The sequence below is a fragment of the Mitsuaria sp. CC2 genome (genome assembly GCF_048957715.1).
GTDB lineage: Bacteria > Pseudomonadota > Gammaproteobacteria > Burkholderiales > Burkholderiaceae_C > Roseateles.
The window spans coordinates 132,683-158,143 of sequence record NZ_JARVXN010000014.1; the positions used below are offsets into that span (position 1 = coordinate 132,683).

Genomic DNA, 25,461 nt, shown 5'->3' on the forward strand with positions numbered 1-25,461 from the left:
CGCAGAAGACTGCCCCGTCAGGACTCGTCGCCGCCGATCGAGATGGCCAGGCGGGCCATCCGGTAACGCATCTGCCGCAGCGACAGTCCCAAGCTCGCGCCGGCCGCCGTACGGTTGTTGCGATGACGCTCGAGGGCGCGCAGCAGGATCTGCTTCTCGACCTCGTCCAGGTAGGCCGCGAGATCGGACGGCAGCGGCGCGCCACCCGCGGTCTCGGCGGGCAGGGTCGCGGTCAGGAGCGACGCCTCGGCGCCGAAGGCGGCATCGGCGGGCGCATCGTCCAGGCCCAGCACGCTGTCGGGCAGTCCGAGGTCGGCCAGGTCGATGCCGTCGCCGCTGGACAGCGCCAACGCGCGATGCAGCAGATTCTCGAGTTCGCGCACGTTGCCGGGGAAGCTGTAACGCGACAGCGTCGCCAGCGCCGCCGGGGTCAGCACCGGCACCGGTTCCACGCCCGCGTCCGCGGCGATGCGCAGCAGGATCCGGGCGCTGATCGGCGCCAGGTCCTCCATGCGCTCGCGCAGCGGCGGGACACGGATCTGGATGACGTTGAGCCGGTAATACAAGTCCTGCCGGAAGCGGCCGCCCGCGACCTCCGCGGTCAGGTCCTTGTGCGTGGCGCTGAGCAGGCGCACGTTGACCGGGACCTCGGCCACCGCGCCGACCGGACGCACCGAACGCTCCTGCAGCGCGCGCAGCAGCTTGGACTGCATCGCGATCGGCAGGTCGCCGATTTCGTCGAGGAAGAGCGTGCCGCCCTGCGCGGCCTGGAAGAAGCCCTCGCGGTCCTCGCTCGCGCCGGTGAACGCGCCCTTGCGATAACCGAAGAACTCGGCTTCCAGCAGCTGCTCCGGAATCGCGCCGCAGTTGACCGCGATGAAGGGCTGAGGACGGCGCGCGCTGACGTCATGGATCGCCCGCGCGACCAGTTCCTTGCCGGTGCCGGACTCGCCGTTGATCAGCACGGGCGCCATGCTGCGCGCGACCTTCTCGATCAGCTCGCGCACCTGCCGCATCGGCGCCGAGTCGCCGACCAGGCGGGCGAGCGCCGAGGTCGAGCCGGTCAGCGGCGGCGCGGGACGCGGCGCCTTGCGCCGTTCGGGCGCGCCCGACCTGGGCGTGTCCGTCGGGGGCAGGACGTCGAAGGTGCCGGGCGCCGTCGGCGCGAACGCGTCGTCCACGGGTTCGACCGCAGCAGGGGCCGCGGCGACCGGGCGGGCCGGCGGCGCGGCGACCGTGGGCGACACCGTCGACACCGGCGGCGCCGACGAGAACGGCCGGGGCACGGTGCCTTCGGCCTTGGGCGCGCGTCCGAGCGCGGACGCGACCACCATGCGGAACTGGCGCAGGTCGACCGGCTTGGTCAGGTAGTCGTAGGCACCGGCCTTGAGCGCCTCGACGGCGTTCTCGGCCGAGCCGTAGGCGGTGATCACGAGCGCGCGTTCGCTGCGGCCCTGCTGCTCGAGCCAGCGCAGGATGTCCAGCCCGGTGCCGTCGGGCAGCCGCATGTCGGTGATGACGGCGTCGTAGCGGCGCGAACCGAGCAGCTCCAGCGCGTCCTCGACGGTGCCCGCGCTGTCCAGCGTGAAGCCTTCGCGCAGCAGCGTCATCTCGTAGAGGGTGCGCAGGTCGGGCTCGTCGTCGACGACCAGCAGGCGGGGATCAGCGCTCATGGAGTTCGGTATCGGGGAATAAGGTGTCGGGTCCCGCGGACGGGATCGAGGCCAGCACGCCGGCCGGCGTCACCGGGCGCGGCAGCAGCACGCGGAATTCGTTGGCTTCGGCATCCGCCGGGCCGCCGGAGGGCGCGGCATGGCGGTGGTAGCTGATGCGGGCGCCGTAGCGTTCGCACAGCTCGCGGCAAATGTACAGGCCGAGGCCGGACCCGCGACTGCGCGTCGAGAAGAAGGGTTCGAACAGATGCCGCTCGACTTCCGGCGGAATGGCCTCGGCGCGGCTGAAGACCGACAGACGCACCCATTCATCGGACTCGGCCACCTGCACGCGCAGGGCACCGGGGCCGGGCCGCGCATGTCGCAGCCCGTTGTCCAGCAGGTTGATCAGCACGCGACGCAGATGTTCGGGTTCGAAGCTCACGAGCAGCCCGTCGCGCCAGATCTCGATGCGCAGCGGGCTGGCATCGCCCTCGGGCAGGCGCTGCGTGAGGGCCCAGTCGGCGCAGTACTCGCGCACCAACGGGGCGACGGCCAGCGTCAGCGACACCGGCGCGATACCCGGCGCCACCTCCATCACGTCGTCGACCAGGCGCTTGAGGCGTTCGACGTTGGACGTCACCATCCGCGTCAGCGGCTCCAGCCGCGGGTCGTCGGCGAGGTCCTCCGCCATCAGCGCGTTGGCCTGCGCGATCGCCGTCAGCGGATTGCGGATCTCGTGCGCGATGCCGGCCGAGACACGCCCCATCGCCGCCAGCTTCTCCTGGCGGTTGCGCGCCTCCAGCATCCGGTTGTCCTCGAGGAACAGCACGCAGAGGTCGTCGCCGTCGACCGGCCGCTGAGTGAAGCGCATCCGCACGCGCAGCGAGCGCTGCTTGCCGCGGCCGAACTCCAGCAACAGGTCGCGGCCGGACTCGGGCCACTGCTCACCGCCGAAGGCCTTCTCGATGGCGCGCAGCAAGGGCTTCCAGGCCGGCGTCGTATCGAGCCGGAACGCGCCCGACCGCAGCGCGGCGCCTTCGGCCAGCAGCGCGCGCGCGGCCGGATTGGCGGTGCGCACCAGTCCGCGGCGGTCCGCGACGAGGACGCCCTCTTCCATCTCCTCGATGACGAGACGGTTCAGGTCGGCCTGTTGGCGCGCGTACTCGAGGCTGCCGCGCGCGGCGCGCTCCTCGCGGGCGAGGCGGGAAGCGATCTCGTTGGACAGCAAGGTGACGACGAACAGGCCGCAGCCCAGCAGGCCCGCCTGGCTGATGCGCAGCGCGCCATCGCGCTCGCTGATCACGGCCCAGCCGGAGAGCGTCAGCAGCATCAGGCTCGGCAGCGCCGCGCAGCCCAGCGCCCGCAGGCGCGGCAGCAGGGCGCCGGCCATCAGCGCCGGCATGAAGAACAACGCGCCGTAGGGGCCGCCCGGGTCCTGCAATTGCAAGCCCGTGAAGAGGACGAAGTCGGCGCCGATGCTGACCAGGAACTGGCGCGCGCTCAGGCCGGCGCGATCCTTGGGCGGCGCCTCGCCGCCGCCGAACCAGCGCGGCAGCAGCCACGCGAGCACCGTCTGCACGCCATAGACCAGTGCGAGGAGCGCGACCCAGCCCGTCGGCCGCGCGCCCATCAGGCCGGCCAGCGACTGCGTGGCCAGCAAGGCCAGACCGAGCGCGGCGCGTGCGCCCATGAAGGCGCGGTACAGCCGCTGGATGGTGCTGGCGCTGATGGCGCCGCGGGCCTCGTTGTTGGCCATGCGTGCTCCGGCGCTCAGGATCCGGAGGCGCCGTCGCGGGCGCGCGCCGTGGCGGCCGCGTCCAGGCGGGCTTCGTGGGCCGCGCGATGGGACGCGCTGCAGAACTGGCCCCCGCGACCGGGCAAGGCCTCGCCGGCCGGCAGGTGGGTGCCGCACTCGGCGCAGCTCACCATGGATTCGAGTTCACGCGCGGACGGCGGCACCGGCGATGCCGCCGGTGCAGGCGGTGCTGAGGCACGGTCGTCCCGCGAGGCCGGCCGCCCGCGCTTGAAGCCGAGCATGAAGGCGACCACCGCCAGCAGGATGATCCAGAACAGCAGCTTGATCACGATGAGGCCGCCGGAAGGACGGTCCAAAGAGCGGTAGGAAGAGCCATCGAAGGGATCGAGGGGCAGGACATGACAGGGCGATCTGCGATCAGAGCGGCGCGCGCTGCAGGACGACTTCGAGCACGAAGCGCGACCCGGCATAGGACAGCAGCAGCAGCGCGGCGCCGAAGTACAGCCAGCGCGTGGCCCGCTTGCCGCGCCAGCCGAACACGCGGCGCCCGGTGAGCAATCCCGTCAGCACGATCCAGCCGAGCACCGCGAACAGCGTCTTGTGGTCCCAGCGCCATTCCGGCGTGAAGGCGACCCCGAGCAGCAGCGCAATCGACAGCACGACGACGCCGGCGCCGACGAACTGGAAGGTCAGGCGCTCGAGCCGCAGCAGCGGCGTGCCGAAGGCGGGCGCGCCCTGCCCCTTCTGCGACCGCATCTGGCGTTCGGCGCGGTTGAGCATCACCGCGTGCATCACCGCGACGCCGCACAGGCCGTAGGACGCCAGCCCCATGGCCCAGTGCAACGGCGCCAGCGGCGATCCGGCCTGGGGCCGGTACTCGCCGGGGAAGGCCCAGGCCACCAGCATGACGGCCAGCCCCAGCACGCTGAGCAGCCGCTGCGCGGACGGCAGCGGCAGGAAGCGGCTTTCGACGAGGTAGACGCCGATCATGAGCCAGATCGTCATCGACAGCGAGGGCGCGAATCCGAAGCGCGCCGCATGTCCGCCGTTGACCGGCGCGGCGCCGATGCCGCCGATGTCCACGACCAGCGCGGCCAGATGCAGCAGCCAGGCCAGGACCAGCACCGCGCGCCAGGTGCGGGGGCGGCGGTGGGCGAAGACGGCGGCGGCGGCATAGGCCAGGCCCCCGGCGGCGCTGAGGGCGGCGAGGAGCAGGCCGCTGGGCTCGGCGGAGGCGGACGATAAAATCATCCTCAAAGTGTAATGAGGCGCGCCCGCTTGCGCGGGGCCGAAACGATGGCATCCACCCTGACCGATCGACTGAGCCGGCTCGTCAAGACCATGCGGGGCCAAGCCCGCATCACTGAGTCCAATGTGCAGGACATGATGCGCGAGGTCCGCATGGCGCTGCTGGAGGCGGACGTCGCGCTGCCCGTGGTGCGCGACTTCGTCGCCCGCGTGAAGGAGAAGGCGCTGGGCCAGGAGGTGGCGGCCTCGCTGAACCCGGGCCAGGTGCTGGTCTCCATCGTCCACAAGGAACTGGCCGCGACCATGGGCGACGGCGTCGCCGACATCAACCTCGCCGCGCAGCCGCCCGCCATCATCCTGATGGCCGGCCTGCAGGGCGCCGGCAAGACGACCACGACCGCCAAGCTGGCCAAGCACCTGACCGAGAAGCGCAAGAAGAAGGTGCTGACGGTTTCCGCGGACGTGTACCGCCCCGCCGCGATCGAACAGCTCAAGACGGTGACGAAGCAGGCGGGCGCCGAATGGTTCCCCTCGGCGCCGGACCAGAAGCCGCACGACATCGCGCTGGCCGCGCTCGACCATGCGAAACGCCACTTCTTCGACGTGCTGCTGGTCGACACGGCCGGCCGCCTGGCGATCGACGAAGCGCTGATGGCCGAGATCCGCGACCTGCATGCGACGCTCAAGCCGGTGGAGACGCTGTTCGTCGTCGACGCGATGCAGGGTCAGGATGCGATCAACACCGCAAAAGCCTTCAAGGAAGCGCTGCCGCTGACCGGCATCGTGCTGACCAAGCTGGACGGTGACTCGCGCGGCGGCGCGGCGCTGTCGGTCAAGCAGATCACCGGCGCGCCGATCAAGTTCGCGGGTGTGTCGGAGAAGATCGACGGCCTGGAGGTCTTCGACGCCGAGCGTCACGCGGGTCGCGTGCTCGGCATGGGCGACATCGTCGCGCTGGTCGAGGAAGTCCAGAAGGGCGTGGACGTCGAGGCGGCGCAGAAGCTGGCCGAGAAGCTCAAGTCCGGCGACGGATTCGACCTGAACGACTTCCTCGCGCAGATCTCGCAGATGAAGAAGATGGGCGGGCTGTCCGGGCTGATGGACAAGCTGCCCACGCAGATGACCGCCAAGGCCGGCCAGCCCGACATGGACAAGGCCGAGCGCGACATGAAGCGCATGGAAGGCATCCTCAACGCCATGACCGCCAAGGAGCGCCGCCAGCCGGCGCTGCTGATGGACGGCAAGTCCAAGGCCAGCCGCAAGCGCCGCATCGCCGCGGGCGCGGGCGTCCACATCCAGGAAGTCAACCGCCTGCTCAACCAGTTCGACCAGATGCAGGGGATGATGAAGAAGATGAAGGGCGGCGGCCTGATGAAGATGATGAAGAAGATGGGCGGCCTCAAGAACCTCATGGGCGGCGGAGGCGGCGGGTTCCCGATGTAAGACAAAGGGCTCCACACGGAGCCCTTTTTTCATCGATGAGATCCGCCGGGATTGCTTCGGTTCAATCCCCGGGGCACGTCATTCCAGCAGCGCCTGTGCGAACTCTCGCGCGTCGAAGGTCTGCAAGTCTTCGAGCTTCTCGCCGACGCCGATGAAGTAGACCGGGATCGGCCGCTCGCGCGCGATCGCGGCGAGCACGCCGCCCTTGGCCGTGCCGTCGAGCTTGGTGACGATCAGGCCCGTCAGGCCGAGCGCGTCGTCGAAGGACTTCACCTGCATCAGCGCGTTCTGGCCGGTGTTGCCGTCGACGACCAGCAGCACCTCGTGCGGCGCCGTCTCCTGCGCCTTGCCGATCACGCGCTTGATCTTCTTGAGCTCCTCCATCAGGTGGAGCTGCGTCGGCAGCCGGCCGGCGGTGTCGGCGATGACGACGTCGCAGCCGCGCGCCTTGCCCGCCACCACCGCGTCGAAGGTCACCGCGGACGGATCGCCGCCCTCCTGGCTGACGATCTGAACGCGGTTGCGGTCCGCCCACACGGCGAGCTGCTCGCGCGCCGCCGCGCGGAAGGTGTCCGCGGCGGCCAGCAGCACGTTGGCTTCGGCATCGGCCAGATGGCGCGTGAGCTTGCCGATGCTGGTCGTCTTGCCGGCGCCGTTGACGCCGACCACCATCATCACCGTCGGCGAGTGCTCGCCGATCACGAGCTGGCGCTGCAGCGGCTGCAGCAGGTCGGTCAGCGCGTCCACCAGCAGTTGCCGCACGGCGGCCGGATCGGTGGCCTTGGCGTCCTTCACACGACGCTTCAGGTCGTCGAGCAGGAACTCGGTCGCCTTCACGCCGGCGTCGGCCATCAGCAACGCGGCTTCGAGCTCTTCATACAGCGCGTCGTCGATCTGCGTGCCGGTGAAGACCTGGGAGATGCTCGACCCGGTCTTGCGCAGACCTTGGCGGAGCTTGTCCATCCAGCTCTTGCGCGGTGCGGGTTCGGGGACCGGTGCTGGCGCGGGCGCAACGACCGCAACCGGAGCCACCGCGACGGGAGCAGGTGCGGGAACGGGAGCAGGTTTCGGCGCGGCGACAGGCGCGGGCGTCGGTACAGGCGCAACCGGCGCGGGGGCTGCGACAGGCGCCAGAACAACGGCCGGAGCGACGACTGGGGCGGCCGCCGGAACGGGCGCTGTCGGCGGGGTCAGGGCTTGCGGAGTGGCCGGGGGGAATGGCGGTGTCGACGGCGGCTCGATGGCGGGCGCGGGGGCGGCCGGAGGGAGCGCGGAGTCGAGGGCCGGCGGCGCTTCGGGAGCGGGAGCCGGCGTGGGTTCGGCGGAGCCGAAGCCCAGTTTTTTCTTGAGGAAGCTGAACATGGAGGGGTCGAGTGGGACGCGCGCGCCGAAATGTCGATGCCGTGATCGGCGGGGCTTGCATTGTCTTCGAAAACTTTGCTATAGTCGTTGTCTTCGCAAGGCGCTTTAGCTCAGCCGGTTAGAGCGACGGAATCATAATCCGCAGGTCCGGGGTTCGAATCCCTGAAGCGCCACCAGATACGAAACCCCGCAGGACGTAAGTTCTGCGGGGTTTTCCGTTTGGGCCGCCGGATCCAAGTTTCCAACGCCTCTCAACGGTCTCTCAGCGACAAAGGGCCATCGCATAGCGACGGCCCCTTTCAATCAGCCACTCAATGACTGATCAACGGCAGCTCAATTGCAGCTCAAGGTCGCATAGTTCTTCCCCGCCCCCGCCACCGTGAGCAGCTTCTGCTTCACACAGGCCGGCGTGTGCACCGTGTACGGATACGGGATGCCCACCGGGAAGTTGGCCGTCGTCACCCAATCGGTCGCGTCGCGCGACGGGCTCGAACCACTGGCCACCCACTTGATCCCGTAGGTCGCGAAGTCGGCCGGGCTGCGCACGTTGTTGTTGCGCAGTTCCCAGTAGCCGATCGACGAGCTGTCCCGCGAGGTCACCGGGTTCTGCGCGTTCTCGAAGTAGTTGCCTTCGATCAGCGCGTAGCCGCCCATGCGGATGTTGGCGCCCGAGGTCAGCACGCCCGAGTACAGGTTGTTGTACAGGTGCGTGTAGCCCGCGCGCTGCAGCGGCAGCCGCGAGCCGACGTTGCTGTACACGTTGTGGTGGAAGGTGATGTAGCGGTCGCTCGCGTCGCTGTCGCTCGATCCGATCAGGCCGACCTTGTGATGGTCGTGCAGGTAGTTGTACGAGTAGGTGATGTGATGCGCGCCGGCCTTGCTGTCGATGAGGCCGTCGAACTCCAGGTCGCCCGCGCCGGAGCATTCGGCGGTGGAGCTGAACAGCGTGTTGTGGTCGATCCAGACATAGCCCGGGAACTTGCCGCTCTGGCCTTCGATGCCGATGGCATCGATGGATCCGGGCAGCAGACCGATCGTCATGTTGCGGATGATGATGTTGGTCGCCGCGGCCTTGATGGCGAGACCGAAGTTCGCCGCCGAACCGTTGACGCCTTCGATCGTGACGTTGCTCTTGTTCTTGACCTCGACGACCGCGCCCGCCACCTTCTTCCACTGCGTGCAGGGATCGGGGATGGTGCCGAAATCGAAGGTGCCCGCATAGCGGATCACCAGGCCGCCGGTGCCGCTGTAGGCATCGATCGCCGCCTGCATCTGCGCCGCGGTGGTGACGGTGATCGGCGTTGCCGAGCCGCCGCCGGTGACCTGACCCGCGTATCCGCCGCTGTGGCCGGCCGGGGCCGGTGACGGTGCGGGAGAAGGCGATGGCGCCGGCGAGGGGGACGGTGCCGGGGACGGAGAAGGCGCCGGCGATCCAGTCGGGCCCACCGCGCATTTCTCGGCCTTGCCCGGGTTGGGATCCGCGCCGCCGAAGGTGGCCGACGTGCAGGCGATATTGCCCTTCAAGCTCTTGATGACCCACTTGTCCTTCACACCGAAGGAGACCTGGCGCGTCGTGTCGCCGGCCTTGCAGGTGCCGCCTTCGTCCGCGCATTTGGAGAAGCCGGACGGCCAGTCCGCCGCGTGGGCCACGCCGATCGGTGCCACGGCGCCGACGGCGACCGCCATCGCCAACAGACCGTGCCGAGGGCTCGGTGCGCGCAACGCGCCGGCAGTCGGCGGCTTCGGCGCGACCAGCATGGCGGACTCGTCAATTCGGGTGCTTTTCATCGAATGTCTCCCAATGTTGAAGCGATCGGCACGGGCATGGCTCCGCCCTCACCGGTCAGCGGTGAATCAAAAAATGCTCGGGAACCCAAAGCCGTTTCCTCCGCCTCGCACGACACGAACCAGCAGGATCCGCATCGGGGACGGTGGCCGTCGGCACAGGCCACGTGTCGACACGCCAGCGCGCAGGCGCGGCCACGTCGACAACGGGAGGCAGACTAACGAGCCCGCCTGATTTCGGAAAGGCGTTTTACATTTGACGATCTAGCGTTACGGAAATCCATCAAACGCTGCGTCGACTGGGTGGGTGGGTGTCATCGTTCGATTACGCTCGCCGGATGCCTGACACAGTCATGCAGGTGAACGAGTTCTCCCACTGGCTCAGGAGCTTGCGAAGACCCGACCACCCGGCTGCGTCTGACCAACCGCCTGCGGCCGAATACCTGACGTCGGAAGAAGACATCGCGATCTATCTGACGGTGGTCCTTGAGGAGAACGACCCCGCACTGCTGGCCGCCGCCCTCGGCGACATTGCCCGCGCTCGCGGAATGACGCAGATTGCCAAGGACTCCGGCATCACCCGCGAGGCACTCTACAAGGCACTGCGTCCTGGCGCCTCTCCCCGGTTCGATACGGTGAGCAAGGTCTGCGCGGCACTGGGCTTGCGCCTCGTGGCGATGCCCCTGCGCCCCGCTTGACGTCAGAGGTCTCCCGCCAAGGCGTTCAACGCTGCGCGTCCGCCTTCATCTCCACCGGCTCCTGCCATCCCCCACCGAGCGCCCTCACCAGCGCCACCGTGGCGCGGCGCTGCCGCGTGGCGAGGTCCACCGCGCTGCGCCTCGCCTGCAGACCGGCCGTCTGCGACGTCACCACTTCGAGGTAAGCCGCCGCGCCGGCGCGATAGCGGTTCGTCGCCAGCGCGAGCGAGCGCTCCGCCGCGGCGACCGACTTGTTCTCCGATGCCAGCGCCTCGCCGTAGCGATCAAGCAGCACGAGTTGGTCCTCGACCTGCTGGAACGCCGCGAGCACCGTGCCGCGATAGCGCTGCGCCGATTCGTCCAGCGCCGCGGACGCGCGCGCTTCCTCGGCCTTGCGTCGGCCGCCGTCTAACAGGTTGTAGGCCAGCGTCGGTCCGATCGCCCAGAACAGGTTGGGCGCTTCAAGGAAACGACCGAAGTCGCTGCTCTGGAAGCCGCCCTGCGCGCTCAGCACGACCGAGGGGAAGAACGCCGTCTTCGCCACGCCCAGCGTCGCGGTCGCCGCCACCACGCGCTGCTGCGCCGCGGCGATGTCGGGACGGCGCTCCAGCAAGGTCGACGGCAGGCCCGTCGGCACGACCGGCACCGCCAGATCCAGCGAAGCGGCCGGCTCGATGCGGAAGTTCGAGGCGTTGGCACCGACCAGCGCGGCGATCGCGTGCTCCAGCACGGCGCGCTGCGCCTGCGACTGCCGGCGCTGCGAACGCGCCGATTCCAGTTGGCCCTCCGCACGTGCTTGGTCAAGACCGGACGCGATGCCGGCCTGGTGACGGCGCGAGATCAGGTCGAACGCGTGCGTGTAGGCCTCTTCGGCATCGGCGAGCAGCGCGTTGTCGCGATCGAGTCCGCGCAGTTGCAGCATCGAATCGGCCAGTTGCGCCTGCAGCGCCAGCCGCGCCGCAGCGAGGTCCGCCGCCGCCGCCCGCTCCGACGCCAGGCCGGCGCGGACCTGCTGCGAGATGCGCCCCCACAGATCGACTTCGTAGCTCAGATCCAGGCCCAGCGTCGCGCTGTTGTACCAATCGGGCGAGGTCGGTCCGAGCACGCGCAGCGGACGACTCTCCGACTGCCGGATGCGTTGGCCGTTCAGAGCGCTGTTCAGGGTCGGCGATTGCGCCGAGCGGAGGCTGTCGGTCGCCGCTTTGGCCTGCTGATAACGCGCGAGCGCCGACGCGAGATCGGGGCTGTTCGCGATCAGCCGCTGCTGCAGCGCGTCGAGCTCCGGATCGCCGTAGCCCTTCCACCAGCCGTCGAAGGCGATGGGCGCCGTCGTCGACGATCCCGCCTCGACCCATGGACCTCGCGCCTCCTTGAAGCCCGTCGTCATCGGCACGTCGGGCAGCACCGTCTTTGGGGGCTCAGCACAGCCGGCGATCAACGCGGCGACCGCGAGCGCCGTCACGGATGCCTTCATGTGCGCCCCTTCACGGCGGCCACCGGCTGCGCGACGCGCACGACGTCGCCATCGGCAATGCCGTCCGGCGGATTCGCGATGACGCGGTCCGCCGCGGTCAGGCCGCCGCCGAGCTCGATGCGTGTGCCCATGTCGCGTGTGATCGTGACCTTGCGCAGCTTCACGCGATTGCCCGCATCGACGGTCGCGACCTGCACGCCGTCCTTGTTGATGATCACGGCACCCGGTGGCAGAGAGACCGCCGCGTTCGCTTGCCCGGTCGCCTGCGCGCCAGCCACGGCAGGCGCGGCGCCGTCGAATCGCACCGTCGCGAATCCGCCCGGCAGCAGCTCGTCCTTCTCGTTGTCGACGGCGAGCTGCACCAGCATCGCGCCGCTGGCCGTGTTGATGGCCTGCGAGGTCGACTGCACCGTCGCGGCGAAACGCTGGCCGGGCCGCTCGGGGACCGTCAGCGCGGCCCGGCCCCCAGCGCGCACCTGCGCGACCTGGCGTTGCGGCACGTTCACGTAGACGCGCAGCTTGCGCGTGTCGGAGACGACGAACAGCTCGCTGCCCGGCGCGCCGCCGATGTTGATCAGCGCGCCGACGTCGGTGTTGCGCGCGGTGACGACGCCGTCGAACGGCGCCGTCAGTTGCGTGAAGCGCTTCAGCGCTTCGATGCGATCCACGTTGGCCTGCAGCGCCGTGACCTGCGACTGCTTGGCGGTCATGTCGCCGGTTCGTTCATCCACTTCCTGCTTGGACACCGAATCCGATTCCAGCAGCCCTTGCCAGCGCTTGGCGGTGCTCGCCGCCAGCGCGGCATTGCTGCGTGCGGTCGCGAGCTCGGCCTTGGCCTGCATCAGTTGCTGGTCGAGGTCGGGCGTCTCGATCTCGGCGAGCTGCTGCCCCGCCTTCACCTTGCCGCCGATGTCGACGTTCCAGCGCTTCAGGTAGCCGCTGACCCGTGCGTAGATCGGCGCGCGTGACCACGCCTCGATGCGCGCGGGCAGCTCCAGTCCGCCTTCGGTCAGCGGCTGCGGCGAGACCAGCGCGACGCTGGGCTGGCCGCGTTCGTCGGCGGCGGTCCGCAGTTGCTCGGCGTTGGACTTGCGGGACCACAGGCCCGCCGCCACCACCGCCATCGCGATGACGACCGCGACAGTCGCGGCGAGCTTGAAGCGCGCGGGAGGACGCGAGGACACCGCGGTGTGGTCGTGATCAGTTCGCATGGGAAGCATCTCCCGCCCCGGGCAGCGCGGTGGCGGCGCCGGCGGTCAAGTCGTTCAGTCCGTTCGGATCGGAAAGGTCGGCGGCGGGTCCGGTCTTGCGGTGGTGTCGGTGCACGATGCTGAACACCACCGGCACGAAGACCAGCGTCGCGAAGGTGGCGAAGACCAGGCCGCCGATCACGGCGCGTCCCAGTGGCGCGTTCTGCTCGCCGCCTTCGCCCAGGCCCAGCGCCATCGGCAGCATGCCGATGACCATCGCCAACGCCGTCATCAGCACCGGACGGAAGCGCACGAAGCCCGCTTCCATCGCGGCGGCGGTGGCGTCGCCGAGTGCGTCCAGCCGCTCCCGCGCGAAGCTGATCACCAGCACGCTGTTGGCGGTCGCCACGCCCATGCACATGATCGCGCCCGTCAGCGCGGGCACCGACAAGGTCGTGCCGGTCGCGAACAGCATCCACACGATGCCGGCCAGCGCCGCAGGCAGCGCCGACACGATGACCGCCGGATCCAGCCACGACTGGAAGTTCACGACGATCAGCAGGTAGATCAGCACCACCGCGCCGAGCAGTCCGAACAGCAGCCCCGAGAACGCGCGGTCCATGGTGCGCACCTGGCCGAGCAGTTGCACGTTCGAGCCCTTGGGCACGTCGACCTGCGTCTCGGCGATCACCTTCCGGATGTCGCGCGCGACGGCGCCGAGGTCGCGGTCCTGCGTGGTCGCGTGGATCTGCACCATCGTGGCCACGTCGTACTGGCTGATCAGCGCCGGACTGTTGACGCGCTGGAAGCTCGCCACGCCGCCGAGCGTCGAGGTGCCCGGCTGGCTGCCGTTGCCGATGGGCAGGTTGCTCAGCGCGGCCAGCGAGTCCAGCTGATGCTGCGGCGTCTGCATCACGATCGAGTAGCTGACGCCGTTCTGCGGATTCAACCAGAAGGTCGGCGCGACCTGGCTGCTGCCGGCGAGGTTCACCACCAGGCTGTTGGCGACGTCGCGCGTGGTCAGGCCCTGCAGCTGCGCCTGCGTGCGATCGACGTCGACATTGAAGGTCGGCGCCTTGTCGGACTGCTGGATGCGCGCGTCGGCCACGCCGGGGATCGCCTTGATCCGCTTGAGCAGCTGCTGCGCGTAGGCGAAGTTGGACTCCACGTCGCGCCCTCGTACCTGCACGTCGATCGGCGCGGGCGCGCCGAAGTTCAGGATCTGGCTGACGATGTCGGCCGGCGGGAAGGAGAAGGTCGTGTCCGGGAACTCGCGCGGCAGGACCTGGCGCAATTGCCGCACATAGTCCGCCGTGGGCGCGTGCCCTTCCTTCAGCGCGATCTGGAAGTCGCCGTCCGAGGTGCCCAGCACGCCGGTGTTGTTGTACGTCAGGTTGATCGACGACGGCGGCAGGCCGATGTTGTCGACCATGGTCTCGATCTTCTCCGACGGGATCACGCGGCGGATGGCCTGCTCGATCTTCGCGAAGCGCGCGGCGGTTTCCTCGACCCGCGTACCCACCGGCACCCGCGCATGCATCAGGATCTGGCCGGAATCGACCTGCGGGAAGAAGTTGCTGCCGATGAAGGGCACCAGCGCGAAGGACACCAGCACCACCGCCGTGAAGCCGAGCAGGAACGGCTTCTTGCGTCCCAGCGCGGCCGCCAGCAGGCGGCTGTAGCCCTCGCGCACGCTCTCGAAGCGGGCCTCGAAGTTGCGCTGGAAGCGCACCAGCGGGTTGCGCGACGGCGGCTGCGCCAGATGTCCGTGACCGTCGGTCAGCGGCGCATGCGGATGCAGCAGGTACTTGGCCATCGTCGGCACCAGTGTGCGCGACAGGATGAACGAGCACGCCATGGCGAAGATCACCGCTTCGGCCATCGGCACGAACAGGAAGCGCGACACGCCTTCCAGGAAGAACATCGGGATGAACACGATGCAGATGCACAGCAGCGAGACGAAGGCCGGCGTCACGATCTGGCGTGCGCCGTCCATGATCGATTCCTCGACGCCCTTGCCGTGCTCCAGGTGCCAGTTGATGTTCTCGATGGTCACCGTCGCATCGTCGACCAGGATGCCGACCGCGAGCGCGAGCCCGCCCAGCGTCATGAGGTTCAGCGTCTCGCCGATCGCCGCCAGGCCGATGATGGATCCGAGGATGGACAGCGGGATGGACACCGCGATGATCACGGTCGACCGCCAGCTGCCGAGGAACAGCAGGATCATCGCGCTGGTCAGCGCCGCGGCAATGGCGCCTTCGATCGCGACGCCCTTGATGGCGGCCCGCACGAAGACGGACTGGTCGTTGATCGGCTTGACCTCCAGCTCGTCGGGCAGCGACGGCCGCAGGTCGGCGAGCTTGGCGCGCACCCCGTCGACGATCGCGAGCGTGGACGCCGCGCCGTTCTTCAGCACCGACATCAGCACCGAGCGACCGCCGTCCACATGGACGATGTTGGTCTGCGGCGCGTTGCCGTCGTGCACGTCGGCGACGTCGCGCAGGTAGATCGTGGAGCCGTTGACCACCTTCACCGGCAGCCGGCCCAGTTCCTCGATCGCGGAGGGCGCGCTGTTGAGCTGCAGCGTGTACTCGAGTTCGCCGATCTTCTGCGTCCCGATCGGCGTCAGCACGTTCTGCGTCGCCAGCGCGGTGGCCACGTCCTGCGCCGACAGGCCCCGCGCCTGCAGCGCCGCGGGATTGATGTCGATCTGCACCTGGCGCTGCTTGCCGCCGTAGGGCAGCGGGATCGCCGCGCCGGGCACGGTCACCAGCGGCGTGCGGATCGTGTTGAAGCCGAGGTCGAAGAGCTGCTGTTCCGATAGCCCCTTGCCCGACAGCGCCAGCTGCAGGATCGGCACCGTGGCGGCGTTGTAGTTCAGGATCAGCGGCGGCGTCGTGCCGGCCGGCATCTGCCGCACCGCGACCTGTGCGATCGCGGTGACCTGCGCGTTGGCCACCGAGATGTTCACCCCCGGCTGGAAGAAGATCTTCACCACCGAGACGCCGGGATAGGTGTTGGCCTCGATGTGCTCGATGTCGTTGACGGTGGTCGTCAGCGAGCGCTGGAACAGCGTCGAGATGCGCCCGGCCATCTGGTCCGGTGGCAGTCCGGTGAACTGCCAGGCCACCGCGATGACCGGCACCTTGATCTCCGGGAAGATATCGGTCGGCGTGCGCACGGCGGCCAGCGGGCCGATGATCAACAGCAGCAGCGCCAGCACGAAGAAGGTGTAAGGGCGTCGCAGCGCGACGCGCACGGCGGCCATCAGCATGGACGGGTTCCCACGATCGTTGTCATCGGTGCTTCTCTGGTGGAAGACCGTTTGACGGTCTTGTCGAGCGCGGATTCTGTGTGTCGGCACGCGCCCCTGTATTGCTGATCGGTAATGACCGTACGCGTACGGGGTCACTCACCCCGCGTTTGGGCGGCCTGCATCGGGATGGTGCGAACCGGGACCAAGTGCGGGGCGGAAGTTCCCATCGCGCACCTAACGTACGTCGACTGGTGCCGCAACGCGCACGTCTTACAAATTCACGGGAAAATCCTGCCGTTTTTGCCGACAGATCGACCGTTGGAATACGCTGTTGCTCCTTAATATGCGGCCCCAGCGGACTCGCCCCGGCCTCAGCCGGCGCCAGCCAGAACGTCCGCCAGAAGGACATCGGGCCGTATGCAGTCGATCGGGTGGTGGTTGGATCAATCGAAACAGGTGAAGCGGAAATGGATGGCAATGGCGGCCGTTGCCGCCATGTCGCTGGGCGTCGCAGGGGTTCATGCCGAACCCGCCGTCCATGCGCCACTTGCCCCTTCTGCCACGCATATCGCGCCGCTCGCGGTCGATTTCCACGGTGAGACCGCCTCTCCCGAAGCGCGCGCCGCGGCGCGTGCGGCGTTCGAGGGCTTCGACGCGAAGGGGCGCCCCTTCGCGGTCGTCGACAAGAAGGAAGCCAAGCTTTTCGTCTTCAACGCGGACGGCCAACTGGTCGGCGCGGCGTCGGCGCTACTCGGCCTGGCCCGCGGCGACACCGTCGCCCCCGGCGTCGGCCAGATGGTGAACACCGGGATCCCGCCGGCGCTGCGCACGACGCCCTCCGGTCGCTACGACAGCCAGCCCGGTCCCAACCTCAAGGGCGAGACCGTCATCTGGGTCGACTACGACGCCGCGTTCGCCATCCACCGGCTGCGTCCGAGCCCGGCATACGAGCGTCGCGCCGAGCGCCTCGCGTCGCCGTCGCCGGACGACAACCGCATCTCGCTGGGTTGCGTGGTCGTCGCGGGCGAGTTCTTCGACCGGGTCGTCGCGCCGGTGCTCGGCCGCGGACCGGGCGTCGTCTACGTGCTGCCCGAACCCGGCTCCGCGGCCGTCGCGCAGAACACCGCCACCGGGCGTCTCTGAGCTGGGAACACCCCCGCTACACTTGCGCCCTTGCGCATTTCCGCAGCCACTGGATCTACACCATGTACCGCTGTGCCTCGCCCGCCCTGCCCCGCCGTCGTCCGATGATGGCGGCGGCCGCCAGCACCGCCCTGCTCTCGCTCGTCGCCGCCTTCGGGGGGATCGCCGCGATCGCGACGCCGACGCCCGCCCAGGCCCAGATCGCCCCGGGCCATCGCTACTTCCCGCAGCGCGCGCTGCGCGGTGAATTGATCGTCGGCGTCACGCCGGACGTCAAGCTCAACGGCAAGGCGGCGCGCCTTGCCCCGGGCGCCCGGATCCGCAACGCGGTCGACCAGGTCGCCACGCCCGGCTCGCTGTATGGCCAGAAGGTCGTCGTGCTGTACACCACCGACATCAGCGGCCTGCTGATGGACGTCTGGGTGCTGAACGAGGTCGAGTTGGCCAACAAGACCTGGCCGACCACGCCGGACCAGGCCTCGAAGCTGGTGTTCGACCAGGCCAGCCAGGTCTGGCGCAAGCCCTGATCCACTGAGCCTCCACCCGCGCCGCGCCAACCGACCACCGGATCGGCGCACTGCGCGGGGCCGCCGCATTCCTTCCGACTCCCGGAGCTCCCCATGAGCAAGAAAGTCTTCATCAAGACCTTCGGCTGCCAGATGAACGAGTACGACTCGGACAAGATGGCCGACGTCCTGCGCGCCGCCGAAGGCTACGAGCCCACCACCGACGTCGATCAGGCCGATCTGGTGCTGTTCAACACCTGCTCGGTCCGCGAGAAGGCGCAGGAGAAGGTGTTCTCCGACCTGGGCCGCATCAAGCACCTGAAGGCCAAGGGCGTGATGATCGGCGTCGGCGGCTGCGTTGCCAGCCAGGAAGGCGCGGCGATCATCGAGCGCGCGCCCTACGTCGACGTGGTCTTCGGACCGCAGACGCTGCACCGCCTGCCGCAGATGCTGGCCCAGCGCCAGCAGCAGTCGCGCCCGCAGGTCGACATCTCCTTCCCCGAGATCGAGAAGTTCGACCACCTGCCGCCGGCCAAGGTGGAAGGCGCCTCGGCCTTCGTGTCCATCATGGAAGGCTGCTCGAAGTACTGCTCCTACTGCGTCGTGCCCTACACCCGCGGGGAGGAAGTCAGCAGACCCTTCGAGGACGTGCTCGAGGAGGTCGCCGGACTGGCCGACCAGGGCGTCAAGGAAGTGACGCTGCTCGGACAGAACGTGAACGCGTATCGCGGCAGCATGGGCGGCACGGACGAGATCGCCGACTTCGCGCTGCTGCTCGAATACGTCGCCGAGATCCCCGGCATCGAGCGCATCCGCTACACCACCAGCCATCCCAACGAATTCAGCCAGCGCCTGATCGACGCCTACGGCACGATCCCGAAACTGGTGAACCACGTGCACCTGCCGGTGCAGCACGGCTCCGACCGCATCCTGATGGCGATGAAGCGCGGCTACACCACGCTGCAGTTCAAGAGCATCGTGCGCAAGCTACGCGCCATCCGGCCGGACATCCGCATCGCTTCCGACTTCATCGTCGGTTTTCCCGGCGAGACGGACGAGGACCACGCCAAGACCATGCAGCTGGTGCGCGACATCGGCTTCGACGCCTCGTTCAGCTTCATCTTCAGCCCGCGTCCCGGCACGCCGGCGGCCAACCTGGCCGACGACACGCCGCATGAGTTGAAGGTGCGCCGTCTGCAGGAGCTGCAGGCCGAGATCGAGGCAACCGCCATCCGCTACAACCACAGCATGGTCGGCAAGACCGTGCCGGTGCTGGTCTCGGGCCACGCCCGCCGCGACGCCACCGAGCTGATGGGCCGCACCGAGTGCAACCGCATCGTCAACTTCAAGGGCCACGAGCGCCTGATGCACCAGATCATCCCGATGCACATCACCGAAGCCTTCGCGCACTCGCTGCGCGGCGAGGTGCCGGTGACCGAGGACCTGCAGGGCTGACGAGCGGGTGGGCTGAAGGGCCGGTACGCCTCACTCGAAAGCGGTAGCGCGTGGCGTCAGCCCGCGCCCCGCCAGGCTCATCGCTTGTAACTGACGCCCCACTGCGTGACCGTGATGCCGAGCAGCATCAGGCCGTAGCCGGCCATCGTGCCGTCGGCGCCGAGGAGCATCAGCGCGGCGAACAGGCCGAGCGAGCCGCCGACGCCGCCCCACAGGGCGAGCGTGCGCCAGCGCATGCCTGAGACGGTCTCCCGGCAGATCAGCTTGAGGGCGGCGGCCATCAGCGCCGCGACGCCCCAGGCGGGCAGGAACAGGTTGCCGAAATGCCAGACGGCGTCGAGTGGATCCACGGGTCGGTCGCTCCGGGCGAGAGGTAGATGTAACGGGACGGCGGTGGAAAGGCGTCTTTCCTTGACGCATCCCGGGGCGATGAGCGCGCCGCCAAGGCCCGTGCGAGACACGGGCCGGGCGGGAATTTTATAATCGCCGCATGTCCGTCTTTGCCCTGGGTCTGAACCACACGTCCGCGCCGCTCGATCTGCGTGGACGTTTCGCGTTCACGCTCGAGCAACTGGCGCCGACGCTGCTGCGTTTCCAGGACCAGATCGGCACGAATCAGCGCCGTCGCACCGCCGCCGCGGAAGCGGCCATCCTTTCCACCTGCAACCGCACCGAGCTCTACGTCGCCGGCGATGCCGACATGGTCCGCCCCGCCGTCGACTGGCTGGCGCAGATGGGCGGGGTCGGCAGTTCAATGCTGATGGACCATTCCTACGTGGTCGAGGACGGCGCCGCCGCGCGGCACGCCTTCCGCGTCGCCAGCGGGCTGGACTCGATGGTGCTGGGCGAACCGCAGATCCTCGGCCAACTCAAGCAGGCCGTGCGCGAGGCCGATTCGGCCGGCACGCTCGGCACGACGCTGCACCAGCTGTTCCAGCGCAGCTTCTCGGTGGCCAAGGAAGTCCGCAGCTCCACCGAGATCGGCAGCCACTCGATCAGCATGGCCGCGGCGTCCGTGCGTCTGGCCTCGCAGCTGTTCGAGAAGCTCACCGACATCAAGGTGCTGCTGGTCGGCGCGGGCGAGATGATCGAGCTGGTCGGCACGCATTTCGCCGCCAAGGCGCCGAAGGCGATCGCCATTGCCAACCGAACCCAGGAACGCGGCGAGAAGCTCGCCCATCAGCTCGGCGGCGAGGCCTTCCGGCTGGCCGACCTTCCCGACCGCCTGCACGAATTCGACGCGGTGATTTCCTGCACCGCCTCCAGCCTGCCGCTGATCGGGCTCGGCGCCGTCGAACGCGCCTTGAAGAAGCGCCGCCACAAGCCGATGTTCATGGTCGACCTCGCGGTGCCCCGCGACATCGAACAGGAAGTCGCCAAGCTGGACGACGTCTACCTCTATACGGTGGACGACCTCTCCCAGCTGGTCCAGACCGCCGGCGAGAAGCGCCAGGCCGCGGTCCAGCAGGCGGAAGCCATCATCGAGTCCGGCGTCCAGAGCTTCGTCCACTGGCTGGGCCAGCGCCATACGGTGCCGCTGATCCAGGCCCTGCATCAGCAGGCCGACACCTGGCGTCAGGCCGAGATCCAGCGCGCGCGCAAGCTGATCGCCAAGGGCGAGGACATCGACAGCGTGCTGGACGCGCTGGCGCGCGGACTGACACAGAAGATGCTGCACGGCGCCATGGCCGAATTGAACGGCAGCGACGGCGAGCAGCGCCTGCAGATGGCGCAGACCGTGTCGCGGCTGTTCCTGCGCGGCGGCGCGAAGACCACGGGCGTCCGCCCGGACGCGCTCGGCGACGAAGCGGACTCGTAGCGGCGCGTTCCGCGCGCGAGCGGCCGGCACCGGCTGCTCTTCGGCACCCCCTGCCGCCCTGCTCCCGGTCCATCGACCGATCGTCCCTCCGCCGCTTCGTTCTCCCCGCCCTCGCTGCCCATCCCCCATGAAAGACGCCCTGCGCCAGAAGTTCGACCGCCTCGGCTACCGGCTGGCGGAGCTCGACAGCACCCTGGCCGACGGCAGCGCCGCCGCCGACATGAAGCGCTACCGCGCGCTGACGCGCGAGCAGTCGGAGGTGTCGTCGCTGGTCGAGCGCTACAGGCGCTACGTGCAGCGCGAGCAGGACCTCGTCGCGGCGCGCGAGCTGCTCGACAGCGGCGATGCCGACATGATCGAGATGGCCCGCGAGGAGATCGCCGGCGCCGAAGCCGATCTGGCGCAGCTCGACCAGGAGTTGCAGCTCGCGCTCATCCCTCGCGATCCGGATGACGACAGACCCGCGTTCCTCGAGATCCGCGCCGGCGCGGGCGGCGACGAATCGGCGCTCTTCGCCGGCGATCTGACGCGCATGTACACGCGCTTCGCCGAAGGCCGCGGATGGCGCTGCGAGGTGCTGTCCGTGAGCGAATCGGACCTGGGCGGCTACAAGGAAATCGTGCTGCGCCTGGACGGCGACGGCGTGTACGGGCAGATGAAGTTCGAGTCGGGCGGCCACCGCGTGCAGCGCGTGCCCGCCACCGAATCGCAGGGGCGCATCCACACCAGCGCCTGCACGGTCGCGGTGATGGCGGAACCCGACGAGGCCGAGGAGATCCAGCTCAATCACGCCGAACTGCGCATCGACACCTTCCGCGCCAGCGGCGCGGGCGGACAGCACGTCAACAAGACCGACAGCGCGATCCGGATCACGCACCTGCCGACCGGCCTGGTCGCCGAGTGCCAGGACGACCGCAGCCAGCACCGCAACAAGGCCAAGGCGATGGCGGTGCTCGCCGCGCGGCTGCGCGACAAGGACCGCAACGAGCGTGCCGCCAAGGAGGCCGCGCAGCGCAAGAGCCTCGTCGGCACCGGCGACCGCAGCGACCGCATCCGCACCTACAACTTCCCCCAGGGACGCCTGACCGACCATCGGATCAACCTGACGCTTTACAAGCTCGGCGCGATCATGGACGGCGACCTCGACGACGTCCTCCAAGGTCTGCAGCAGGCGCAGGCCGCTGAACAGCTCGCCGCGCTGGAAGGCGGTCAGGCATGAGCACCCCCGATGGGGCCTTGACGATCGTCGGCGCAGCACGTGCCGCCATCGCCGCCGGCCTGCCGCGCGCCGAAGCGCTGTACCTGCTGCAGGCACTGCTCGGCGTCTCGCGCGCGTGGCTGATCGCGCACGACACCGATCCGCTCGATGCGCGCCAGCAGGAGCGCTTCCAGGACTGGCTCGCCCGCCGCCTCGACGGCGTGCCGCTCGCCTACCTGACCGGCGAGAAGGAGTTCTTCGGCCTCACGCTGCGCGTCACGCCGGACACGCTGATCCCGCGGCCGGACACCGAGGTGCTGGTGGAGTGGGCGCTCGAACGCCTCGAGGGACTGTCCGCGCCCCGGGTCGTCGACCTGGGCACCGGCACCGGTGCGATCGCGCTGTCGATCAAGTCGCAACGTCCCGACGCGGACGTCCGGATGATCGATGCGAGTGCGGGCGCCCTCGCCGTGGCCCAGGACAACGCCCGCCGGCTGGGTCTGGCGGTCGACAGCCACCTCGGCCATTGGTACGAGCCGCTGGCGGGTCAATCGGCATTCGACCTGATCCTCAGTAACCCGCCGTACGTTGCGGGGGACGACCATCACCTCGATGCGCTGCGGCATGAACCCCGGATGGCGCTGACGCCGGAAGGCGACGGATTGGCCGACCTGCGCGAGCTGGTGGACGGCGCGCCGGCCCGGCTGCGTCCGAACGGATGGCTGCTCCTCGAACATGGGTATGACCAGGCCGAGGCAGTGGCCGGTCTGCTGAGCGCACGAGGCTTCGTCGACGTCGAGAACCGGCGCGATCTGGGCGGTCAACCCCGCGCCAGCGGCGGCCGCTGGCCGGCGTAAGGAATGTGGCGGCCCGCACAGGAATGTGGCGCGCCTCACAGACTGTTTCCACACTGCGAGAAACTGCGCCGGGAATCCGCAACAGTGCCTGGAAACCCCCTCAACTCGATCTGGCGCGGTAACCGGCCCGGGCGTAGCATGGTCTGACTTGGTGCCCGTTTTGATCCATCTTGAAACGGGTTTGTCGTGAGTCTGGGAGACCTGTCATGAGCGCCGCCCCCTTGCTCCTGCGCCTTGCCGTGGTCCTGGCCGGCAGTGTCTGCATGGTCGGCGCCGCGTGGGCCCAACAGGGCCTGCAACTGAAACCGGACCGCAAGGCCTTCACCAGCTGGCAGGGCCGGCTGCAGCTGAGCCAGACCCAGGACAACGACAGCCTCTCCTTCGACGCCCGCAGCGGCAGCCGCGTGCTGAGCGCCAATCTGCTGGCGGACTACTACCTCACCGGATCCGGCATGGGCGCCGGCACGCGCGGCGGCCTGCGGGCCACCGGCGGCCTGATGCTCGGCCCGATGTCGCTGCTGCAGAGCAGTTCCGGCGTGGCGCTGGGCCAGGCCGCGACGGTCACGCCGTCGCTGTCGGCCGGTCGCCGCAGCCTCAGCCTGCTCACCGGGCCGGAGCGCGAACCCAACCTGTCGCTCTCCTATGTGGGCGTCGGCTACACCAGCTACTCGCTGCGCAACGGCTGGGGCTTCAGCGCCGACGTGGGCGTGGTGGGCGGCGGTGCTTCGAGCCTGCGTCTGGGCAACAGCGCCCCGCAGGCCGAGCTGTCGCAGGACCTGCGCTACAAGCCGGTCATCCAGCTGGGCGTCAGCTACAGCTTCTGATCCGGTCCGCACCGGATCGAGCCGACCGGGTGGAGCCGCCCGGCTGAGGCCAGGCGAACGGTTTGAGCCCAGCCCAGCGCGGGCTTGCGCGCTGCTTGATAATCCTCTCATCGCGCAGCTCGGTGACGGTCCAGGTCCCTGGACCCCGGAACGGATCCTGCCGCGCACCGCACACGCCTTCCCGCATCAGCTTTCAGAGGATCTCCGCCATGAGCGACGTTCAGCAACGCATCGACGACCTGGTCAAGGGCAACCGCATCGTGCTCTTCATGAAGGGCACCGCGCAGTTCCCGATGTGCGGCTTCTCCGGCCGCGCGATCCAGATCCTGAAGGCCAGCGGCGCCAGCGAGCTGAAGACCTTCAACGTGCTCGAGGACGAGAGCGTCCGCCAAGGCATCAAGGACTACGCCAACTGGCCCACCATCCCGCAGCTCTACATCGACGGCGAGTTCGTCGGCGGCTCCGACATCATGATGGAGATGTACGAGAGCGGCGAGCTGCAGCAGCTGCTGGCCAAGGCCTGATGACCGCGGCCGCGGCATCTCGGCCGCGCCTGATCGTCGGCATCACCGGCGCGACCGGCGCCGCGTACGGGCTGCAACTGCTGCGCCGGGCCCGCGCGATCGGCGCTGAGACCCATCTGGTCCTCAGCCCCGCGGGCGTGCTCAACGCCCACCATGAACTGGGGCTCGCGCGCGACGCGCTGGAGCGCGAGGCGGACTTCGCCTACGCGCCCGGCGACATCGGCGCCTGCGTCGCCAGCGGCAGCTTCCCGACCGCCGCGATGGTGATCGCGCCCTGCTCGATGCGCACGCTCGCCGCGGTCGCGCACGGGCTGTCGGACAACCTCATGACCCGCGCCGCCGACGTCACGCTCAAGGAGCGTCGCCGTCTGATCCTGATGGTGCGCGAGACGCCGTTCAACCTCGCCCACCTGCGCAACATGACCGCGGTGACCGAGATGGGCGGCATCGTCTTCCCGCCGCTGCCGGCGCTGTACCTGAAGCCGACTTCGATCGACGAGATGGTGGCCGAGACCGTCGAGCGCGTGCTCGAACTCGCGCAACTGCCCGGCGCGACGCCGCAGGCGTGGCGGGGGCTTCGACCTCAGGTCTGACCCGGCATCAACCAGCCCTTGCGGGCGCCCATCACCATGTTGGGGTACTCGGCGCGCCCCCGGCTGCCATTGTAGCGGCCCAGCGCGAGGAACAGGTCGCCCTTTTCGCGGTCCAGGTAGTGCCGCAGGATCACGCAGCCGAAGCGCAGGTTGGTCTGCATGTGGAACAGCCGGGAGACCTGCCCGTCGCCGATGGAGCGCATCCAGAACGGCATCACCTGCATGTAGCCGCGCGCGCCCGCGACACTGATCGCGTACTTCTTGAAGCCGCTCTCCACCTGCACCAGGCCCAGCACCAGCGCGGTTTCCAGGCCCGCGCGGGCGCTCTCGTACCAGAGGGTCTCCAGGAATTCGATCCGCACCTGGGTCTCGCTCTTCTTGCGCTTCATGCGCTCGCTCATCTCGCCGAGCCAGCGCAGGTAGGCCAGGCGCGGCTCGATCGAATCGAAATGCGGCTTGGGCGGCGCGTCCGAGGCGATCGCGGCCGACATCGCGGAGCGGACTGCATCGGCCAGCGGCTCCTCCACCTGGGCGCCGGCGAACGCCGGACGCGGCAGGCAACTGGCCGCGCCGGCGAGCAGCAGCGCGCGGCGCGAGGTGGGAGCAATCGTCTTGAAGCCAGAGTCAGTCACGGGAACGGCGGGGATCAGGGGATCAGGGGATCAGGGGATCAGG

22 protein-coding genes and 1 tRNA gene are annotated in these 25,461 nt (G+C 69.1%); 12 read left to right on the forward strand and 11 right to left on the reverse strand.

What is annotated here, in order from left to right:
• Nucleotides 1–17: 17 nt before the first annotated feature.
• The 4 genes from PV762_RS10340 to PV762_RS10355 form a co-directional block, all read right to left on the reverse strand.
• Entirely contained in the window at nt 18–1,673 is a 1,656-nt protein-coding gene (locus tag PV762_RS10340) for a sigma-54-dependent transcriptional regulator (RefSeq protein WP_421034948.1), read from the reverse strand.
• On the reverse strand, nt 1,663–3,411 hold the full coding sequence (locus PV762_RS10345) for a sensor histidine kinase (protein ID WP_421034949.1): 1,749 nt from the start codon (nt 3,409–3,411) through the stop codon (nt 1,663–1,665). The genes PV762_RS10340 and PV762_RS10345 overlap by 11 nt, the downstream gene beginning before the upstream one ends.
• Before the next feature lie 14 nt (nt 3,412–3,425).
• Nucleotides 3,426–3,767, reverse strand: coding sequence for a PP0621 family protein (locus PV762_RS10350; RefSeq protein WP_421034950.1), 342 nt, complete (start codon nt 3,765–3,767; stop codon nt 3,426–3,428).
• Nucleotides 3,768–3,828: 61 nt separating this feature from the next.
• Complete coding sequence (locus tag PV762_RS10355; protein ID WP_421034951.1) at nt 3,829–4,662, reverse strand: cytochrome C assembly family protein; 834 nt, start codon at nt 4,660–4,662, stop codon at nt 3,829–3,831.
• A 45-nt stretch (nt 4,663–4,707) separates the two neighbouring features.
• On the opposite strand from PV762_RS10355, the gene ffh reads away from it, so the two are divergent.
• On the forward strand, nt 4,708–6,102 hold the full coding sequence (ffh, locus tag PV762_RS10360; protein WP_421034952.1) for a signal recognition particle protein: 1,395 nt from the start codon (nt 4,708–4,710) through the stop codon (nt 6,100–6,102).
• 78 nt (nt 6,103–6,180) lie between these two features.
• Here the strand turns inward: ffh and ftsY are convergent, their stop codons facing one another.
• Nucleotides 6,181–7,464, reverse strand: coding sequence for a signal recognition particle-docking protein FtsY (gene ftsY / locus PV762_RS10365; RefSeq protein WP_421034953.1), 1,284 nt, complete (start codon nt 7,462–7,464; stop codon nt 6,181–6,183).
• A gap of 99 nt (nt 7,465–7,563) precedes the next feature.
• Here ftsY and PV762_RS10370 point away from each other — a divergent pair.
• A tRNA-Met gene (locus PV762_RS10370) sits at nt 7,564–7,640 on the forward strand.
• 157 nt (nt 7,641–7,797) lie between these two features.
• Here the strand turns inward: PV762_RS10370 and PV762_RS10375 are convergent.
• Nucleotides 7,798–9,252 carry a pectate lyase family protein gene (locus PV762_RS10375; protein WP_421034954.1) on the reverse strand — a complete coding sequence of 485 codons (1,455 nt, stop codon included), beginning with the start codon at nt 9,250–9,252 and terminating at the stop codon, nt 7,798–7,800.
• Between the two features lie 350 nt (nt 9,253–9,602).
• Here PV762_RS10375 and PV762_RS10380 point away from each other — a divergent pair, with 350 nt between their 5' ends.
• On the forward strand, nt 9,603–9,947 hold the full coding sequence (locus PV762_RS10380) for an addiction module antidote protein (protein ID WP_421034955.1): 345 nt from the start codon (nt 9,603–9,605) through the stop codon (nt 9,945–9,947).
• Between the two features lie 25 nt (nt 9,948–9,972).
• Here PV762_RS10380 and PV762_RS10385 read toward each other — a convergent pair whose 3' ends face one another.
• The 3 genes from PV762_RS10385 to PV762_RS10395 are packed head-to-tail and all read right to left on the reverse strand — an operon-like array spanning nt 9,973 to nt 15,882.
• The gene (locus PV762_RS10385; RefSeq protein WP_421034956.1) at nt 9,973–11,421 is read right to left on the reverse strand and encodes an efflux transporter outer membrane subunit; all 1,449 of its coding nucleotides are present in this window, start codon (nt 11,419–11,421) and stop codon (nt 9,973–9,975) included.
• Nucleotides 11,418–12,632 carry an efflux RND transporter periplasmic adaptor subunit gene (locus PV762_RS10390; protein WP_421034957.1) on the reverse strand — a complete coding sequence of 405 codons (1,215 nt, stop codon included), beginning with the start codon at nt 12,630–12,632 and terminating at the stop codon, nt 11,418–11,420. Before PV762_RS10390 ends, PV762_RS10385 begins: the two co-directional genes overlap by 4 nt.
• Nucleotides 12,622–15,882: an efflux RND transporter permease subunit gene (locus PV762_RS10395; RefSeq protein WP_421034979.1), complete on the reverse strand. Its 3,261-nt coding sequence runs from the start codon at nt 15,880–15,882 to the stop codon at nt 12,622–12,624. Before PV762_RS10395 ends, PV762_RS10390 begins: the two co-directional genes overlap by 11 nt.
• 462 nt (nt 15,883–16,344) lie before the next feature.
• On the opposite strand from PV762_RS10395, the gene PV762_RS10400 reads away from it, so the two are divergent.
• The 3 genes from PV762_RS10400 (at nt 16,345) to miaB (ending at nt 18,971) form a co-directional block, all read left to right on the forward strand.
• Nucleotides 16,345–17,010 carry a L,D-transpeptidase gene (locus PV762_RS10400; RefSeq protein ID WP_421034958.1) on the forward strand — a complete coding sequence of 222 codons (666 nt, stop codon included), beginning with the start codon at nt 16,345–16,347 and terminating at the stop codon, nt 17,008–17,010.
• A 62-nt stretch (nt 17,011–17,072) separates the two neighbouring features.
• The gene (locus PV762_RS10405) at nt 17,073–17,537 is read left to right on the forward strand and encodes a hypothetical protein (RefSeq protein WP_421034959.1); all 465 of its coding nucleotides are present in this window, start codon (nt 17,073–17,075) and stop codon (nt 17,535–17,537) included.
• A 93-nt stretch (nt 17,538–17,630) separates the two neighbouring features.
• Nucleotides 17,631–18,971 (forward strand): tRNA (N6-isopentenyl adenosine(37)-C2)-methylthiotransferase MiaB, encoded by a 1,341-nt coding sequence (miaB, locus tag PV762_RS10410; RefSeq protein ID WP_421034960.1) that lies wholly within the window; start codon nt 17,631–17,633, stop codon nt 18,969–18,971.
• Between the two features lie 77 nt (nt 18,972–19,048).
• On the opposite strand, the gene PV762_RS10415 is transcribed toward miaB, so the two are convergent.
• A complete protein-coding gene (locus PV762_RS10415; protein ID WP_421034961.1) occupies nt 19,049–19,321 on the reverse strand; it encodes a hypothetical protein in 273 nt (90 codons plus the stop codon).
• Nucleotides 19,322–19,461: 140 nt separating this feature from the next.
• Between PV762_RS10415 and hemA the strand changes: the two genes are divergently transcribed.
• The 6 genes from hemA (at nt 19,462) to PV762_RS10445 (ending at nt 24,786) form a co-directional block, all read left to right on the forward strand.
• Nucleotides 19,462–20,790: a glutamyl-tRNA reductase gene (gene hemA / locus PV762_RS10420; protein WP_421034962.1), complete on the forward strand. Its 1,329-nt coding sequence runs from the start codon at nt 19,462–19,464 to the stop codon at nt 20,788–20,790.
• 127 nt (nt 20,791–20,917) lie between these two features.
• Nucleotides 20,918–22,009 carry a peptide chain release factor 1 gene (gene prfA, locus PV762_RS10425; RefSeq protein ID WP_421034963.1) on the forward strand — a complete coding sequence of 364 codons (1,092 nt, stop codon included), beginning with the start codon at nt 20,918–20,920 and terminating at the stop codon, nt 22,007–22,009.
• Nucleotides 22,006–22,845 (forward strand): peptide chain release factor N(5)-glutamine methyltransferase, encoded by an 840-nt coding sequence (gene prmC / locus PV762_RS10430; protein WP_421034964.1) that lies wholly within the window; start codon nt 22,006–22,008, stop codon nt 22,843–22,845. Before prfA ends, prmC begins: the two co-directional genes overlap by 4 nt.
• A 206-nt stretch (nt 22,846–23,051) precedes the next feature.
• Nucleotides 23,052–23,669: a hypothetical protein gene (locus tag PV762_RS10435; protein ID WP_421034965.1), complete on the forward strand. Its 618-nt coding sequence runs from the start codon at nt 23,052–23,054 to the stop codon at nt 23,667–23,669.
• 209 nt (nt 23,670–23,878) lie between these two features.
• Entirely contained in the window at nt 23,879–24,193 is a 315-nt protein-coding gene (gene grxD / locus PV762_RS10440) for a Grx4 family monothiol glutaredoxin (protein WP_377160166.1), read from the forward strand.
• Nucleotides 24,193–24,786, forward strand: coding sequence for a UbiX family flavin prenyltransferase (locus tag PV762_RS10445; protein ID WP_421034966.1), 594 nt, complete (start codon nt 24,193–24,195; stop codon nt 24,784–24,786). The genes grxD and PV762_RS10445 overlap by 1 nt, the downstream gene beginning before the upstream one ends.
• Here PV762_RS10445 and PV762_RS10450 read toward each other — a convergent pair.
• Nucleotides 24,777–25,418: a lytic transglycosylase domain-containing protein gene (locus PV762_RS10450; RefSeq protein ID WP_421034967.1), complete on the reverse strand. Its 642-nt coding sequence runs from the start codon at nt 25,416–25,418 to the stop codon at nt 24,777–24,779. The genes PV762_RS10445 and PV762_RS10450 overlap by 10 nt on opposite strands.
• Nucleotides 25,419–25,461: the final 43 nt, after the last annotated feature.

Excerpts from the sequence above, each read along its gene's own strand:
- miaB (WP_421034960.1), top strand. The coding sequence starts at position 17,631 with ATGAGCAAGAAAGTCTTCATCAAGACCTTCGGCTGCCAGATGAACGAG.
- PV762_RS10445 (WP_421034966.1), top strand. The coding sequence starts at position 24,193 with ATGACCGCGGCCGCGGCATCTCGGCCGCGCCTGATCGTCGGCATCACC.
- grxD (WP_377160166.1), top strand. The coding sequence starts at position 23,879 with ATGAGCGACGTTCAGCAACGCATCGACGACCTGGTCAAGGGCAACCGC.
- PV762_RS10340 (WP_421034948.1), bottom strand. The coding sequence starts at position 1,673 with ATGAGCGCTGATCCCCGCCTGCTGGTCGTCGACGACGAGCCCGACCTG.
- PV762_RS10400 (WP_421034958.1), top strand. The coding sequence starts at position 16,345 with ATGGCGGCCGTTGCCGCCATGTCGCTGGGCGTCGCAGGGGTTCATGCC.
- PV762_RS10390 (WP_421034957.1), bottom strand. The coding sequence starts at position 12,632 with ATGCGAACTGATCACGACCACACCGCGGTGTCCTCGCGTCCTCCCGCG.
- ffh (WP_421034952.1), top strand. The coding sequence starts at position 4,708 with ATGGCATCCACCCTGACCGATCGACTGAGCCGGCTCGTCAAGACCATG.
- hemA (WP_421034962.1), top strand. The coding sequence starts at position 19,462 with ATGTCCGTCTTTGCCCTGGGTCTGAACCACACGTCCGCGCCGCTCGAT.
- prfA (WP_421034963.1), top strand. The coding sequence starts at position 20,918 with ATGAAAGACGCCCTGCGCCAGAAGTTCGACCGCCTCGGCTACCGGCTG.
- PV762_RS10385 (WP_421034956.1), bottom strand. The coding sequence starts at position 11,421 with ATGAAGGCATCCGTGACGGCGCTCGCGGTCGCCGCGTTGATCGCCGGC.
- prmC (WP_421034964.1), top strand. The coding sequence starts at position 22,006 with ATGAGCACCCCCGATGGGGCCTTGACGATCGTCGGCGCAGCACGTGCC.
- PV762_RS10380 (WP_421034955.1), top strand. The coding sequence starts at position 9,603 with ATGCAGGTGAACGAGTTCTCCCACTGGCTCAGGAGCTTGCGAAGACCC.
- PV762_RS10345 (WP_421034949.1), bottom strand. The coding sequence starts at position 3,411 with ATGGCCAACAACGAGGCCCGCGGCGCCATCAGCGCCAGCACCATCCAG.
- PV762_RS10375 (WP_421034954.1), bottom strand. The coding sequence starts at position 9,252 with ATGAAAAGCACCCGAATTGACGAGTCCGCCATGCTGGTCGCGCCGAAG.
- PV762_RS10355 (WP_421034951.1), bottom strand. The coding sequence starts at position 4,662 with ATGATTTTATCGTCCGCCTCCGCCGAGCCCAGCGGCCTGCTCCTCGCC.
- PV762_RS10405 (WP_421034959.1), top strand. The coding sequence starts at position 17,073 with ATGTACCGCTGTGCCTCGCCCGCCCTGCCCCGCCGTCGTCCGATGATG.
- ftsY (WP_421034953.1), bottom strand. The coding sequence starts at position 7,464 with ATGTTCAGCTTCCTCAAGAAAAAACTGGGCTTCGGCTCCGCCGAACCC.
- PV762_RS10435 (WP_421034965.1), top strand. The coding sequence starts at position 23,052 with ATGAGCGCCGCCCCCTTGCTCCTGCGCCTTGCCGTGGTCCTGGCCGGC.